Source organism: Kitasatospora sp. NEAU-69 (assembly GCF_057158765.1).
Window position 1 is genome coordinate 41,306 of sequence record NZ_JBWXUE010000019.1, and the last position, 14,339, is coordinate 55,644.

Below are 14,339 nucleotides of genomic sequence, written 5' to 3' on the forward strand. Positions count from 1 at the left end.
AGGGTGGAGTCAGTGCCAGTCCACGACCAGCCAGCCGCGGTGCGGCAGGTCCTGGTCGAGGCTCAGCCCGCTGCGGTGCGCGGTGATACGGGCCGAGGTCGGTGGGGTGAGCGGGGCCAGCAGGGTGGCGCCGGGCGCCCCGGGGGGTACGGGGAACGCGATCCGCGGCCGGGCCGGGTCGGCGCTGCCGTTGGCCACGGCGAGCAGCCAGCCGCGCTCGGTGTGGGACAGGTGCGGGATCAGGTGGGGGCCGCCGCTCACCAGGGGCAGGCTGGGTCGCTCGCCCTCCAGGAAGCGGACCATGGCGTGCAGCAGGCGCTGGCCGTCATCGTCGTACGGCAGCAGCTGGGGTGCGGTCGCGGCCAGCACCGCGACGCGGCCGCCGAGTGCGTTGCGGAACACGAATCTGCCCGGGCCCCAGTGCTCCTGACCGGGCGTCCGGATGCCGGTCCAGGCCTCGGCCTCGGGGGCGAGGGTCAGCAGGGCCATCGCCGGTTGGACGTTGACGCTCAGGTACGCGTCCTCGTCGAGTACGTACTCCAGGGCGTACGGACCGGCCGGGTCGGTGTTCTCGCGCTCGACGAGCTCGCACCCGGTGATCCCGAGCAGGTGGCCGAAGCCTCGCCGGGTGAGCACCTCGGCGGCCGTTCCGTCCAGCAGCAGTCCGCCCGCCAGCATCCGCTCGACCTCGGAGTCCTCGAAGGCCCAGGCGAGTTGACCGAAGACCGCCTGCACGGGGGCGTGGCCGGCGGTGACCGGGACGCCGTAGCGCAGCAGGTGGTCGGCGGCGGGGCCGGCGTCGACGGCGAGTTCGGCGAGCTCGCCACCGGTCCTGGTGCGCACGTGCGCGGCCGCGTCCTGGGGGACCGGCAGGCCGACCCCGTGGGTGCGCGGTGAGCGTGGTTGGCGTTCGGCGACCCAGTCGAGGGCGGGGCGGCTGCGGCGCAGCAGGTCGGCGACCCGCGGGAAACGCTGGGCCCGGCCGGACTGCATCGGGTGGACGTTGAGGAACATCGCGTCGGATCCGGCGAGTTGGGCGGCGACCAGCTCGGACCAGGTCTGGGTGTCGGACTTGGACCAGGCGGTGTGCGGCCAGTTCTCGATCTCGGGTTCGCTGGTGGCGTGCGCCGGTCGCAGGGCCCGCTGGGTCTCCAGCATCCAGACGGAGAAGCTGAGTTCGCGTCCGGGTGCGTCACCGTAGCGGGCGAAGTGCGGGCGGTGGGCGACCCGGCCTTCGACGCTCAGCGCCTGGAACAGGGCCGGCCAGTCGCGCCCCTCCACCGAGTGGACGCCCGGCTCGGAGCTCATCAGGCCGAGCTGGACGCGCCCGCCGGACTGTTTGGCGACCGCGTTGGCGACCAGCTCGGCGGTCTCCAACTGGGCTGTGCGCCAGACCTGTTGCAGCAGAGCGCGCCACGGGTGGGGTTCCCCCGGCGAGGTGATGGCGGTCACCAGCCGCTCACGGGTGACCGGCTTTCCGGCCACTGCCGCGAACCGGTCCAGCATCAGGGGTTCGAAGCCGCCGCCCCAGTGCAGGGGGGAGTGGTTGTGGTAGCGGAAGTCGTCCTCCAGCCACAGGACCCGCAGGTCCAGGGTGGCGTAGCGGGCGTACTGGCCGGCCAGCCAGCTGCGCCAGCGCGGGCAGGCGAAGGACGCCTGGGCGGTGGCGGCGGTGCCCTCGGGGTCGACCATGGGCGCGAAGCCGAGCCGGTCGGCGCGGCCGCGGTCGGCGTGGCCGGTGGTCACCCAGGGGTTGAGGCTGACGTCGAGCCCGGACTCGCGCAGGATCGTGGTCGCGGTCGCCGCGGTCTCGAACAGCAGGTTCTCGGCCGGGCCGGTCGGGTGGCCCGTGTAGAGCTCCTCGGCGCCGAGCAGCAGCACCACCTCGTCGATGCCGGCATCGCCGCAGAACCTGGCCAGCTCCCGCGCGTGTTGGGCGGCTTGCGGGGTGGGGTGGAGCTGGAAGCGAAGGTGGTACCTCGCGGACACGCGGGGGCTCCTCACTTGGTGCTGCCGGCGGTCAGGCCGGAACGCCAGAAGCGTTGCAGGGACAGGAAGAGGACGACCAGCGGTATCGCGGAGATCGCGGCTGCGGTGATCACGATGTTGAACGGCACGGCGCTGGGGCCGATCCCACGCTGGGCCTGCCAGCCGACGATGCCGACGGTGACCGGCTGCAGGTGGTCGTTGGCCAGCATCAGCACCGGCAGCAGGTAGTTGGTCCAGATCGCGACGAACTGGAAGAGGAAGATGGTCACCAGGGCCGGGGACATCACCCGCAGCGCGATGGTGGCGAAGATGCGGAACTCGCCGGCGCCGTCGATCCGTCCGGCCTCGATGATCTCGTCGGGGACCGAGGAGCCGGCGTAGATCCGGGCCAGGTAGACGCCGAACGGGCTGACCATGCTGGGCAGCAGCACGGCCCAGTAGGTGTTGACCAGGTGGATCTGGGAGAACATCAGGTAGAGCGGGACGGCGAGCAGCGGCTGCGGGACCAGCACGGCGGCGAGGATCGAGCTGAAGGTGAACTCCCGTCCGCGGAACCGGTACTTGGCCAGGGCGTAGCCGGCCAGTGCGGAGATCAGGGTGCTGACCGTCGCGCCGCCGACGGCGTAGAGCGCGCTGTTGCCCAGCCACTGCCAGTAGATGCCGCCCTGCTGGGCGAAGACCTGGTGGACGTTGTCGAAGAGCGCGAAGCGGGCGAACCAGAATCCGTTGCCGCTGAACAGGTCGGTGTTGGTCTTGGTGGAGGAGACCAGCAGCCACCAGACCGGTGCCAGGAAGTAGACCGAGGTGACCAGCAGGACGCCCAGGCTCAGCCATCGGGCGAGCGCCGGCCGGGGCGCGGGCCGGGCCGCCGGCCTGTCTGCGGGGCGGGTCGAGGTGGCGCTCACAGCGCGGCTCCCTTGCGCTGGACCAGCTTGAGGAAGCCGAAGGAGAGGACGAAGGCGAGCAGCGCGAGGATCACCGATTCGGCCGCGGCGGCGTTGAAGTTGTTGGCGTTCACGGCGTCGTAGGCGGTGTAGATGGGGGTGTAGGTGCTGGACAGGTTGGGGGCGACGTTGTGCAGGATGGCGGGCTCGTTGTAGAGCTGGGCGGTGCCGATGATGGAGAAGACCGTGGTCAGCACGAGCGCCGGGCGGACCAGCGGCACCTTGATCCGCCAGGCGATGCCGAAGGCCGAGCAGCCGTCCATGGTGGCGGCCTCGCTGAGTTCGGCGGGGATGGCCTGCAGGGCGGAGTAGATGATCAGCATGTTGTAGCCGGTCCAGCCCCAGGTCAGCATGTTGCCGATGGTGGGCGCCAGCATGGCGTTCGAGGTCAGGTCGAGGTGCAGGCCCAGGTGGCGGGCGGCGGCGCTGATCGGGCTCAGCCCGGGCGCGACGAGGTAGGACCACATGATGGCGCCGACCACGCCGGGCAGCGCGTAGGGCAGGAAGAAGGCCAGTCGGAAGAAGCGCTTGAAGAGCGTCGACTTGGCGTCCAGCAGCAGGGCCAGGCCGAGTGCGAACAGCAGCATCAGCGGCACCTGCACCAGGCCGATCAGCAGCACCCGCAGCAGCGAGCCGCGGAAGTCCGCGTCGCCCAGTGCGGTGGCGTAGTTGGACAGCCCGGCGAAGACCTGGGTGGGTGCGGTCAGACCCAGGCCCGAGCGGTGCATCCGGAACAGGCTCTGGTAGGTCGTGTAGCCGATCGGGGCCAGGTAGAGCGCCGCGAACGGCACCAGGAACGGGGCGAGGAAGAGGGCGACGGGACGCCCTCGCCTGCGGCGACCGGGGCGGGTGGCGCCGGTGGCCTTGCTCCTGCCGGCTGCCCGCTCGCGCAGAGCGGTGGTCATGGATGTGCTGCCTTTCCGGGGGGCGGACGCGGGGGGCGGGCGCGGTGTCGGGCGCGGGGTCGGGCGCGGTTGGTGCGACGGCCGGTCAGTTGCCCGAGACGCTCAGGCCCTGCTGCTTCATCCCGGCCACCGTCTTTGTCTGCACGGTGGCGAGCATGTCGGGGAGCGTGGTGCCGCCGGTGCCGGCCTGGCCGAGACCATCACCGAGGTCGGTGGAGGTCTGGGTCATGGTCGGGCCCCACTGCCAGTCGGTGTTGATGTGTGCGGTCTCGGCCTTGAACACGTCGAAGATGGCCTGGCCGCCGTAGAAGGCGTCCGGTGCGGAGAGCGCCGCGTTGGACAGGCTGGAGGTGGCGGCCGGGTAGATGCCGGTGACCTTGATCAGGTTGCTGACGCTGTCCGCGTCGGTGCTCATCCAGGTGGCGAACTCGGTGGCCTCCTTGGCGTGGCCGCAGCCCTTGAGGATCGCGGTGGCCGAGCCGCCGTCGTTGCCGTAGACCGGGTTGGCGGCGTCCCACACCGGCATCGGCGCGACGGCCCACTGGCCCGAGCCGTCCTTGACGCTGCTGGCGATGATCGGCGCGTCCCAGACCGCGTTGACGTCGGAGAGCACCTTGCCGCCGGCCATGTCGCTGTAGAGCGAGGGGTCGTAGCTCGGGTCGGTCTTGAGCAGCTTCTTGTCCAGCAGGCCCTGCCAGTAGCCGGCCACTTTCTGGTTGCCGGCACTGTTGACGTTCACCTGCCACTGGTCGCCGGACGTGCCGAACCAGCCCGCGCCGGCCTGCCAGGCCAGGCCCGCGTAGTTGTAGGCGTCGTTGCCGAAGTCGCCCAGGTAGACGCTCGGGTCGGCGGCGTGCACCTTGGCGGCGTCGGCCGCGTACTCGTCCCAGGTGGCCGGCGCGGTGGTGATGCCGTACTTGGCGAACAGGTCCTTGCGGTACATCAGCGCCATCGGTGCGGTGTCGACCGGGATGCCGTAGGTCTGGCCGCCGATCGTCACCTGCTTCCAGGTCCAGTCGGCGAACTGTGCCTTGGCGGTGGCGGCGAACCTGGTGACGTCCGTCAGCGCGCCCGCGGCGGCGAAGCTGGGCAGCGTCTCGTAGCCGACCTGCGCCAGGCAGGGGGCGTTGCCCGCCTTGGCAGCGGTGAGCATCTTCGTGTAGCCGCCCTTGGAGCCGGAGGCGGTCTTGTCGAAGGTGACCTGGATGTCCGGGTGGGTCCGGTTGAACGCGGCCACCGACTGGTCGTACCCCGGGGCCCAGCCCCAGAAGTCCAGCTTCACCACACCGCCGGCGGAGCCGGCCGCAGCCGCCGAGCCCTTCGTGCCGGAGCCGCCGGAGGAGCAGCCGGCGGCGAGCAGCACAGCAGTGAGGGCCACGGTGGCGGCGGCCAGGGAGCGGGATCTTGCGTGCACGGGGCTCTCCTGAAGTTTCGTGGTGGGAACGGCGAAGTTTCGATCATGTCTGAACAAAAACGAGCACGGGGGATTCGTTCGGCTATTGTTCGAACTAATACTGGTCAAGTCAATAGGCTGGTCTGCACAGAGGAGAGGAGACCCTGGTGAAGCAGGCACTGCAGGGCACGGGCGTCCGTGAGCTGGCCATGGCGCGCCCGGCCGTCGCGCGGGACCGGTCCGCGTCCAGACGGGCGAACCTGAGCATGGTGCTGAGGCTGCTGCGCGACGAGGGCCCGCGCTCCCGGGCCCGGATCGCCGAGGACACCGGCCTGCCCAAAGCCACGGTCTCCCACCTGATCGCCGAACTGGTCGACGGCGGCCTGGTCCGCGAGGGCGAGGCCGAACGCGACCGGAGCACCGTGGGCCGGCCCGGCCAGGCGGTTGACGTGGACGGCGGCGGAGTCCACGGCCTGGGCGCCGAGATCAACGTCGACTACATCAGCCTGCTCGCCCTCAACCTGCGCGGCGAGGTCACGTTCGAGCGCCGCACGCCGCTGGACGTACGCGCAGTCGGCCCCGAGGCGGCGCTGGACGCAGTGGCCCGGCTGACCGCGCAGGGGATGGCCGCCGTGCGCGGTGCGGGCGGCCACATCGTCGGCATCACCCTGGCCACCCCCGGTGCCGTCGACATGGACGCGGGGGTCGTCAAGTACGCCTCCAACATCGGGTGGCGAGAAGTCCCGGCGCTGGCCGGCCTGCACGACCGGCTCGGCCCCGACACCCCGCAGCTGCACCTGGAGAACGACGCCAAGCTCGGCGCCCTGGCCGAGTACGTGTCGGCCGCCGCCGGCAACGTGCGCGACCTGGTCTACGTCACCGGCCAGACCGGCGTGGGCGTCGGCATCATCGCCGGTGGTCAACTCCTGCGCGGTACCGGCGGATACGCGGGCGAGGTCGGACACCTGCGCCTGGTCCCCTCGGACGAACTCTGCGCCTGCGGGCGCCGCGGCTGCTGGGAGACCACGGTGGGGCGGGAGGCGCTGCTGCGCTACGCGGCCGACCCGGCGGACCTGGTCCGCGATCCGACGATCGACCTCGGCCGGCGCCTCGCCGAGCTGCGCAACCGCGCGCACGCCGGTGACCCGCGCACCCTGGAGGCGCTCAGCTTGATCGCCGACCACCTGGCGCCCGGCCTCGCACTGCTGGCGGACATCCTCAACCCCCGACTCCTGATCCTGGGCGGCCACTTCGCCTACTTCGGCGAGCACCTGATCGACGCGGTGACCGCCCAGGTGCACCAGCAGGTGATGGCCCCCGACGCCGGTGGCAGCGAGATCGTCCTCTCCCGGCTCGGCCTGGCGAGCACGGCGCGGGGCGGCGCGCTGCTGGCACTGGACGCCGTGTACCAGGATCCGACGGCGGCGATGACGGGCGCCTAGCGATGACGGGTGTGCAGGCCGGCGCTGTCAGAGCTTTTGCAGCCGAGCCCGGGCGCGGTTTCCTGCGCCCGGGCTCGACGGATATGACCGATCTGACTGACCGTCAGCCGACGGGAGTGGCAGTGGTGTTCGGCGTCGTGTTGCCCGCCGAGCGGGTGATGATGGGCCACTCGTCGTGGTACTGCTTGAACGGCAGGTCCTTCTCCAGCAGCGGGGTGCCCAGGATGGCGATGCGCGCCATCACGTCCCCGTTCACGTCGAGGCCGCCGTAGAGGCCGGCGGTGCCGGTGACGACCGGGGCGGCGCCGCTGCTGTCGACGCTGACCTTGCCGTCCACGGCCGCCCGCAGGTAGGGCTCGATGGTGGCCTTGACGCCCAGGCTGTCGTAGAGCGCGACGGAACCGTCCGCGACCAGGCCACTGCGCACGTCGGCGGTGCCGGTGAAGGTCGCCTTGACCGGGGAGACCTTGGTGGTGACGGGTTCGGTCGCGGAGGTCCAGCCGGCCGCCTTGGTGTAGTCGGCGTGGATCGCCCAGTCGCCGTCGACCTGCTGCGTGGTGTCGACGGTGACGGTGCCGTCGGCGCTGACCTCGGCGTAGACGGTCAGGTTGAGGGTGATCACGACGGGCACCGAACCGACCATCACGGTCGGGGTGGCGGTGAGGGTGGCGATCGGGATCTTCACCTGGCCGGTGGAGCCGGAAAGGCTCGCGGTGAGGTGCCAGTTGGCGTGCGCGCCGAGGTCGAAGCCGACCTTGGCCTGGTCGGCACCGAGGATCCCGGTGGTGCCGTGGTACGAGAAGGTGACGCTGGGGTCGAGTTCCAACGAGCCGTTGAGCGTGGCCGTGGCCCCGCCGGGCAGCGGGATGCTGTCGTTGGCGTCCAGCTCCAGGGCGCCCGAGGCGGAGCCGTTGCCACCGTCGGGGTTCGGCACGTAGGAGGCCTTGAGGTCCTTGAGCTTGGGGGTGACCTGGATCTTGTGCGGGTCGAGGGCGCTCTTGATGTCGGCCCAGGTCTGGCCGAGGAGTTCGGAGATGGTGGCCGGGCGGGTGGTGGCCGTCACCTTGCCGTCGGCGGCCGGCTCGACGCCGGTGACGGCGAGCAGCGCTCCGTGCGGTGCGGCTGCGGACGGCGGGCTGTCGATCAGCTCACCGGGCCGGACGGCGGCGGCAGCCGCTGCGGCCGAGGCCGCCGGGCTCGGGCTGCCCGAGCCGCCGGTGTCGGCGACGGCGAGGACGGCCTTGCCGCTCTGCTGGTCGTAGGAGTCCAGCTTGAGGTCGGGGGTGGTGGCCGCGGTGGGCGCCCCGGACGGGGTCGAGCCGGTCGGTGCCGAGGTCGGCGTGGGTGCCCCGGCCAGGGCCGGGCCGGTCGGCGTCGGTGGAGGTGTCGGGGTGGGCGTGGACGTGCCGGCGGCGGTCGTTCCGGCGGCGGTCGGGCCGCTCGACGGCGTGGCGACGGCTGATCCGCTCGGCGCGCCGGCTGCCGACCCGACCGGCGTCCGGTCGGCGACCGGGGTCACCAGGGTCACCCGCTGGCTTCCGGAGGCGGCGGCCGCGTCCGACGGGTTCCCGTCGGTCGTGGCGGGCGCGGCCAGGGCGGCCGCGTTGGAGGGGTTGGCGGGCTGCGCGGCCGGCGCGGTCGGGTCGCAGGCGCTGAGCGAGAGCACAACGGATGCGGCGAGCGCGGGCAGCGCGAGGGTGCGTATGGACATACGGAGGGTCACCTTCGGCGAAAGGCGGACAAGGGGACGGTTGGCATGCGGACGAAGTGTCAGGGGCATGCCAGATACGGCGTCGGCGAAGGTCCACCACGAGTCAACCCGTAGTGGCTTCCGGCAAGTCGGGGGAGCATGTGGGTGGTGGCCGAAGTCCGCCGTCGGCCAAGCATCCACCTGGCGCCCGCTAAAACTAGAGCCAGTAGTTTCGCCTGGCGAGAACGTACACTAGTCCGTGTTCGCAGCCCAACATCGGGGTGGACGGACCAGGACGGCGGGAGGAGGGTGCGATGGGCAGGCCGTCACGGCCGCTGCTGACCCGGGACGGGATCATGCGAGCCGCTCTCGCCCTGGTCGACGAGGAGGGCGCCGAGGCTCTGTCGACCACCCGCCTCGCGGCCCGGCTGGGCGTCAAGGGCCCGTCCCTCTACAACTACGTCTCGAGTCGCGCCGAGATCGTCGACGGGGTCAGCGAGCTCATCGTCGCCGAGATGGAGCTGGACCCCGCCATCCGCCCCTGGACCGCCGCTCTCGACAGCTGGTCGCGCGCCTACCGCGCCACGTTCGCCGCCCACCCGAACATGGTTCCCCTGCTGGTGATGCGCCCGACGCAGTCCATCGCCGCGTTCCAGAGCTACACCAACACCTTCGCGGTGTTGCGCGAGGCGGGCTGGCCGGAGGACCGCCTGGCGTCGATCGTGCAGTGCCTCGAGTACTTCCTCGCCGGTGCGGCCCTCGACTTCGGCCTGCCCCGCCAGGTGCAGAGCGAGGGCCTGGCCCAGGGCCCGGACCCCGCCCCCATCGACCCGCTCCACATCAGTGACCTGGCCTTCGAAACCGGCCTCACCATCCTGATCGGCGGCTTCGAGGAGCTCCTGGACAACCTGCGGACCCAGCAGCACGGCTGACGTCTCAGCGCACCGTGAGCGGCGTGTTCGGTGCGGTGGGAGGCATCATCGCGGCGCACGGGATCGGCGACAGCGAGCCGGTCGTCTGCGGACCGGCGTTGAAGGCCGGCAGCAGCTTCGGCGCGTAACGACGGGCGCTTTCCTCGGCGGCGGCCAAGGCCTGCCGGCGGTTGTGGTCCGCCTTCGCACGCAGGTCGAACAGGGCGCCGCCGATGATGGCGGCGACCAGGGGCACCACCGTGAGGACGAACACGCCGCCCCGTCCGAACGTACTCATCAAGTGCCTTTCGGGCAGCGGCCGAGGCCCGGTGAGGGGCCTCGGCCGACGTGTGCGTGAAGCAGGAACCGTGAAGCGCAGACTCAGTACCCAAAGAACTGGACGGCCATCGTCGAGCCGGCCACCGTGCTGCCCGCTCCGCTGATCGGCCTCCTGGCCGGCCTCCTGGCCGGCCTCTACCCAGCCCTCAGGGCAGCGCGCATCGAACCCCTCGAAGCACTCCGGCGCTGACGCCCGCTCCGGCGTCACCGCCGGCAGGGGAGGCGCACGGAGGCCTGGCGATATGGGAGACCGCTCCAATCCGGCCTGGTCGCTGTGGTCGTCCGCCACATGGGAGACCCTCGCCGTCGTCTCTACCGTGACCGCCATGGACAGCACCCTTCCCACCCTCCCCCCGAGACGGTGAACCCATGGCCAGCGCTCCCAGTGCCGCGAACGCGCCCGGCAGGCCGAAGGGCCTGGCCCGCGTAGTCGGCGCAAGCCTCATCGGTACCACGATCGAGTGGTACGACTACTTCCTCTACGGCTCCGCCGCCGCCCTGGTCTTCGGGAAGCTCTTCTTCCCCGAGTCCGACCCGCTGACCGGCACGCTGCTCGCCTTCCTCACCTACGCCATCGGCTTCGCCGCCCGTCCGATCGGCGCCCTGGTCTTCGGCCACTTCGGTGACCGCCTCGGCCGCAAGAAACTGCTGGTCGTCAGCCTGCTGATGATGGGCACCGCCACGGCGCTGATCGGCTGCCTGCCGACCTACCACTCGATCGGCATCGCCGCGCCGATCCTGCTCACCACGCTTCGGGTGATCCAGGGCTTCGCGCTGGGCGGCGAGTGGGGCGGCGCCGTGCTGCTCGTCTCCGAGCACGGCGATCCCGAGCGCCGCGGCTTCTGGGCCTCCTGGCCGCAGGGCGGCGCGCCGCTCGGCAACCTGCTCGCGGTGGGCGCCCTCACCCTGCTGGCCAACGTGCAGACCGATGCCACCACCCTCGCCTGGGGCTGGCGCATCCCGTTCCTGCTCTCGGCCGTGCTGGTCGGGATCGGCCTGTGGATCCGTCTCTCGGTGGAGGAGTCCCCGCTCTTCCGGCAGGCCCTCGCGAACGACGAAACCCGCACGGCCGAGCAGGGCAGGGAGCAGCCGCCGGTGGTCGCGGTGCTGCGCCACCACTGGCGCGACGTCCTGGTCGCGATGGGTGCCCGGATGGCGGAGAACATCTCCTACTACGTCGTCACCACCTTCATCCTGGCCTACTGCGTCGACCACCTGAAGGTCGAGAAGCAGACCGCCCTCAACGCGGTGCTGATCGGTTCGGCGATCCAGTTCTGTCTCATCCCGCTGTTCGGCGCACTCTCCGACCGCGTCGGCCGCAAGCCCGTCTACCTGGCCGGGGCGGTGGGCGTGGGCATCTGGATCTGGCCCTTCTTCGCCCTCGTGGACACCAGGAGCTTCGCGATGATCACCGTCGCGGTGACCGTCGCGCTGGTGTTCCACAGTGCGATGTACGCCCCGCAGGCCGCGTTCTTCTCCGAGATGTTCGGCACCCGGATGCGGTACTCGGGTGCCTCCATCGGCGCCCAGTTCGCCTCGGTCGCGGCCGGCGCCCCGGCCCCGCTGATCGCCGTGGCGCTGCTCGCCTCGTACGGCAACTCGTCCCCGATCTCGGTGTACGTGGGGATCGCCGCGGTGATCACGGTGGTCGCGATGCTCTTCGCCAAGGAGACCCGCCACCGCGACCTGGCAGAGGTCGCACCCTCCTCCGGCAGCGCCGCCGCCGTGGCGGGCACCGGGCAGGACGTCGCCGCCTCCGGTACCGGTTCCTGATCCGATTCAGGGTGCGCGGACGCCTCACCGACGCGTGCTCGACTCTCCCACCCAGGAGTACCCGATGGTGAGTTCATCGAGAAGGCACGACATCAGAGCCCGCATTGCGCGGCGGTCCGGCGCCCTGCTCGCCGGGGCCCTGCTGCTGGCCTCGGGGGTGGTCGCGGCCACCCCCGCCGGGGCCACCGGCGCGTCCACCCCTGCCAGCGCGGCCACCCCCGCCGGCGCCGCCGGGCTGACGCAGGTCACCGGCTTCGGCTCGAACCCGGGCAGCCTGAACATGTACAGCTACCTGCCTGCCAACCTGCCGTCCGACGCGCCGCTGGTGCTCGCGCTGCACGGCTGCACGCAGAGCGCCAACGACTACTACAGCCACTCCGGTTGGCCGAAGGTCGCGGACGCGGACGAGTTCGCGGTCGTCTTCCCCGAGCAGCCCTCCCTGTCGAACCCCATCGACGACTGCTTCGACTGGGGCACCCCGTCGAACGACAGCCGCGGCCAGGGCGAGGCACTCTCCATCTACCAGATGGTGCAGTACGCCGAGACCGCCTACCACGTCAACCCGAGCCGGATCTACATCACCGGCCTGTCCGCAGGTGCCGGCATGACCGCCGATCTGCTGGCCGACTACCCGGACGTCTTCGCCGCGGGCTCGATCGACTCCGGGCCGGCCGCGCAGTGTTCCACCAGCGGGGTCACCGACAGCAACTGCACCTCGGGCAGCGTGAGTCACACTCCCCAGCAGTGGGGCGACCTGATCCGCAACTCCGACCCCGGCTACACCGGTCCGTACCCGCGGGTGGCGATCTGGCAGGGCAGCTCGGACACGACGGTCAACCCGGCCGAGCTGACCTACAACACGGACGGCTGGACCAACGTCTGGGGCATCAGCCAGACCCCCTCCAGCACCCGGTCCCTGACCGGCGGCACCACCGAGAGCAGCTACGACGACTCCAGCGGCAAGCCCGCCGTGCAGACCTACTCGGTCTCCGGCATGACGCACGGCCTGGCCGTCGATCCCGGCTCGGGCGCCGACCAGTGCGGCACCACCGGCACGTACTACCTGGCCGCCATCTGCTCCAGCTACTACACCGCCGGGTTCTTCGGCCTGGACCGGACCACTCCCACGCTTCCCGCGCCGACCGGGCTCGCGGTGACCGGCACCACCGACAGCTCGGTGTCGCTGAGTTGGAGTGCGGTCTCCGGTGCGGTGTCCTACGACGTGTACCGCAACGGCACGTTGGTCAACACCTCGGCTGTCACGGGCACCACCTACACCGACAACGGCCTGACGGCCGGCACCGGTTACAGCTACACCGTGGCCTCCGTCGACGCCTCGGGCGGCATCGGCGTGCAGTCCGCCGCGGTCACTGCCACCACGACCGGTACCGCCGCGCTCTGCTTCACCGACGACAACTACGACCAGACCGTGGCCGGCCGGGCCCACCAGAGCGGCGGCTACACCTACGCCAACGGCTCCGACCAGAACATGGGCCTGTGGAACCTCGCCGTCACGCACACCTTGAAGGAGACCGGCACCAACTACTACGTCATCGCGGACGGTCAGTGCAGGGTCAGTGTGCGCCACGGGCTGTTCGGCGCCCGCACCAGGGCGTTGTGGGCGTCCAGCGACTCCTGGTAGATCTTCTCCGGCGCGTTCCGGCCCATCGTCAGCACCCGGCCGAGGATGTAAGCGGCGGACAGGCCGAACCAGTTGGGGTAGCTCTGCGCGCACCCGCTGCCGGCCTGCCGGACGATCCGTTCGGCACCGTCACGGTCGCAGAAGCCGCCCGACTGGCCCCAGAGGCCCATGTTCACCGCGCGGCCGAGGTTCCAGGCGGCCTGTGTGTGGATGACGCCGTCGTGCGCGAGCAAGCCGTCGCGGCGCAGCCAGCCCTCGCAGCGCCCGACCAGGCCTGCCACGTCGAGCAGTTCGTCCCGGGCCCTGTCCGAAGTGCCGTGCTGCCGGCACCAGGCAGCGACCGCCCCGGTCAGGGCGGCCGGGTCGGCGGAGGGCGCCGCCGGGCCGGCGTACTGCAGTCGCAGCGCCAGCACCCGGTCTACCGAGGTGAGCCGCCCAGCGTCGAGCAGCTGGTCGACCTGGGCGCGCCACTGCGCGGCGGTCTCGATGCTCCACCACTTGCGCAGCATCTCGCGCGTCTGCTCGTAGTCGAGCCGGTCGGCGCCCATCGTGTTCCACGGCCGGGCGCCCAGCACGGCCAGCTGTGCGCCGCAGGCCAGCGCGCGGGCCAGGTCGCCGTCCAGCGGTTCGGACCTGATGGTGCGGACCGTGCCGAGCAGGTCCTGCCAGGTGCCGATGGCATCCGGGTTCCGCTTCAGCCAGGCCGCGACCTCGCCCACCTTCAGCCGCATCTCGAGTCGGCTGCCGCGGTTGACGACGAGCGTCCAGTCCGGGCTGGTCTCGGCCACCCACGGGACGAGGGCGGACCACATCATCTTGTCGAAGAAGACCCCGTCAGGACGCCGCGCGGGCAGCATCCCGCGGGTGTGGACGTCGAGCGAGATGCGGGTCCACCGCTTGTTCTTCACCAGCGACGTACCGCGCACCGACTGGCCGGCCAAGCGGGCGTCGGCGTGGTCGAGCCGGCACGGGACGAACACGTCGGCGGCGGCGAGCACGGTGAGGTACGACCCGAGGTCGTCGTTGCGCTTCGCCTCGAAGAGGCGCTGCTCCTCGTCGGTCGGCGCGATCCAGCCGTCGGCTTCCAAGACCCCTCCTGAGTACGCGGACTCAGGCGGTCGAGCCGGTCCAGCCAGGTGGCAGACGTTAGCGCGTACGTGCGAGTCGTTGCAACGCGGGCTTTGACATGGGCATTTGACGTCACATCAACTCGACTGTCATGGCCGCGTCCGTCCATCCGCCCGCCCGTCAGGCACCGGCGCCGGGGGAGGTGGTGCTGCACCCGTCGTCGGCGGCTTCTCCTACTATGAC

General features: G+C 71.2%; 11 protein-coding genes and 1 pseudogene. 5 read left to right on the forward strand and 7 right to left on the reverse strand.

The window, feature by feature from the left end:
• Nucleotides 1-9 precede the first annotated feature (9 nt).
• The 4 genes from AC060L_RS21935 to AC060L_RS21950 all read right to left on the reverse strand — a co-directional run bounded on the left by AC060L_RS21935 (nucleotide 10) and on the right by AC060L_RS21950 (nucleotide 5,252).
• The gene (locus tag AC060L_RS21935; RefSeq protein WP_483800548.1) at nucleotides 10-1,989 is read right to left on the reverse strand and encodes a hypothetical protein; all 1,980 of its coding nucleotides are present in this window, start codon (nucleotides 1,987-1,989) and stop codon (nucleotides 10-12) included.
• Nucleotides 1,990-2,000: 11 nt separating this feature from the next.
• Nucleotides 2,001-2,894 carry a carbohydrate ABC transporter permease gene (locus AC060L_RS21940; protein ID WP_483800549.1) on the reverse strand — a complete coding sequence of 298 codons (894 nt, stop codon included), beginning with the start codon at nucleotides 2,892-2,894 and terminating at the stop codon, nucleotides 2,001-2,003.
• Entirely contained in the window at nucleotides 2,891-3,838 is a 948-nt protein-coding gene (locus AC060L_RS21945; protein WP_483800550.1) for a carbohydrate ABC transporter permease, read from the reverse strand. Before AC060L_RS21945 ends, AC060L_RS21940 begins: the two co-directional genes overlap by 4 nt.
• An 85-nt stretch (nucleotides 3,839-3,923) precedes the next feature.
• Entirely contained in the window at nucleotides 3,924-5,252 is a 1,329-nt protein-coding gene (locus AC060L_RS21950) for an extracellular solute-binding protein (protein ID WP_483800551.1), read from the reverse strand.
• A gap of 146 nt (nucleotides 5,253-5,398) precedes the next feature.
• Here AC060L_RS21950 and AC060L_RS21955 point away from each other — a divergent pair, with 146 nt between their 5' ends.
• On the forward strand, nucleotides 5,399-6,673 hold the full coding sequence (locus tag AC060L_RS21955; RefSeq protein ID WP_483800552.1) for an ROK family transcriptional regulator: 1,275 nt from the start codon (nucleotides 5,399-5,401) through the stop codon (nucleotides 6,671-6,673).
• 103 nt (nucleotides 6,674-6,776) lie between these two features.
• On the opposite strand, the gene AC060L_RS21960 is transcribed toward AC060L_RS21955, so the two are convergent.
• Entirely contained in the window at nucleotides 6,777-8,384 is a 1,608-nt protein-coding gene (locus tag AC060L_RS21960; protein ID WP_483800553.1) for a hypothetical protein, read from the reverse strand.
• Nucleotides 8,385-8,677: 293 nt separating this feature from the next.
• Between AC060L_RS21960 and AC060L_RS21965 the strand changes: the two genes are divergently transcribed.
• Nucleotides 8,678-9,295 (forward strand): TetR/AcrR family transcriptional regulator, encoded by a 618-nt coding sequence (locus tag AC060L_RS21965; protein ID WP_483800554.1) that lies wholly within the window; start codon nucleotides 8,678-8,680, stop codon nucleotides 9,293-9,295.
• A gap of 4 nt (nucleotides 9,296-9,299) precedes the next feature.
• Here the strand turns inward: AC060L_RS21965 and AC060L_RS21970 are convergent, their stop codons facing one another.
• Complete coding sequence (locus AC060L_RS21970; protein ID WP_483800555.1) at nucleotides 9,300-9,572, reverse strand: hypothetical protein; 273 nt, start codon at nucleotides 9,570-9,572, stop codon at nucleotides 9,300-9,302.
• Between the two features lie 93 nt (nucleotides 9,573-9,665).
• Here AC060L_RS21970 and AC060L_RS21975 point away from each other — a divergent pair.
• From AC060L_RS21975 to AC060L_RS21985, 3 genes and pseudogenes are all read left to right on the forward strand, one after another.
• A pseudogene (locus AC060L_RS21975) lies at nucleotides 9,666-9,803 on the forward strand (ABC transporter permease); the annotation flags it as partial.
• A gap of 179 nt (nucleotides 9,804-9,982) precedes the next feature.
• Nucleotides 9,983-11,386 carry an MFS transporter gene (locus AC060L_RS21980; RefSeq protein WP_483800556.1) on the forward strand — a complete coding sequence of 468 codons (1,404 nt, stop codon included), beginning with the start codon at nucleotides 9,983-9,985 and terminating at the stop codon, nucleotides 11,384-11,386.
• A gap of 64 nt (nucleotides 11,387-11,450) precedes the next feature.
• Nucleotides 11,451-13,028 carry an extracellular catalytic domain type 1 short-chain-length polyhydroxyalkanoate depolymerase gene (locus AC060L_RS21985; protein WP_483800557.1) on the forward strand — a complete coding sequence of 526 codons (1,578 nt, stop codon included), beginning with the start codon at nucleotides 11,451-11,453 and terminating at the stop codon, nucleotides 13,026-13,028.
• Here the strand turns inward: AC060L_RS21985 and AC060L_RS21990 are convergent.
• The gene (locus AC060L_RS21990; RefSeq protein WP_483800558.1) at nucleotides 12,950-14,116 is read right to left on the reverse strand and encodes a DUF1266 domain-containing protein; all 1,167 of its coding nucleotides are present in this window, start codon (nucleotides 14,114-14,116) and stop codon (nucleotides 12,950-12,952) included. The genes AC060L_RS21985 and AC060L_RS21990 overlap by 79 nt on opposite strands.
• Between the last annotated feature and the right edge of the window lie 223 nt (nucleotides 14,117-14,339).